Below are 841 nucleotides of genomic sequence, written 5' to 3'. Positions count from 1 at the left end.
CTCTCGTGCGGGTGGAGTTTGGTGTTTAGACACTACAGCTGGTGGGTTTAACGCACCATTCAGCTCGTCCTACGCGACGAAAGTCCCCTTCAGCTCACCGGGGGTCAGGGGCGGGTGAGGCGGTCCAAAAAGGACTCCAGGTGCCGGTGCTGCAGGGGGACCGTGGAGAACTCCCCGGCGACCAGGCTCATCACGTTGGCGCCGGCGTTGATCAGCACGACCTCGTCGACCAGCTGCTCGTCCGGGGTCTCGGTGACGATGTCGCCGTCCTCGCGGCCCTCGGTGAGGTACCGGTGCAGCAGGCCCCGCCACGAGCGGATGTGCTCCAGGTACTTGTCGTGCAGTTTCCGGTTCGACAGCGACATCTGCCAGAAGGTCAGCAGCACCCGGCCCGCGGTGATGCGCTCGGCGTCGATCGGCATCGAGGACACGCACAGCTCGCGCAGCGCGGCGAGCCCGCGCAGGCCGTCCAGTTTGACGTATTCGCGCATCATGTCCAGCGCCCGTACGTAGGTGGCCTCGATGATGTCTTCCTTGCTGGGGAAGTAGTGCTTGAGCGCACCGTTGGCGAAGCCCGCCGCGGCGGCGATCTCCCGCATCGTGGCGGCTTCGATCCCGCCTTGGATGATCAGGTCCCACGTCACGTCGACGATGTCGCTCCGACGCTGGTCGTGGTCGATGATCTTCGGCATCGCGGCACCTCCCGCACTGGTTTGTCTACCAGTGTAGGAGAAAGTACCCGCCGGTAGCGGGGGCGGGGGGGGGCCCCCCCCCGCCCACGCCCCCCGCGCGCGCCCCCCCGCCCCGCGCCCCCGGGGGGTGGCGGGGGCCCGCCCGCGGG

General features: G+C 68.5%; 1 protein-coding gene. It reads right to left on the bottom strand.

Features of this window, described 5'->3' with window-relative positions; translation table 11 throughout:
- Positions 1-104 precede the first annotated feature (104 nt).
- Positions 105-692: a TetR/AcrR family transcriptional regulator gene (locus tag ACFWX1_RS01195; RefSeq protein WP_378382787.1), complete on the bottom strand. Its 588-nt coding sequence runs from the start codon at positions 690-692 to the stop codon at positions 105-107.
- Positions 693-841 lie beyond the last annotated feature (149 nt).

It is taken from the genome of Amycolatopsis sp. NPDC059021, from assembly GCF_042739895.1.
Classification (GTDB): Bacteria; Actinomycetota; Actinomycetes; order Mycobacteriales; family Pseudonocardiaceae; genus Amycolatopsis.
This window is presented reverse-complemented; position numbering and strand designations above follow the sequence as displayed.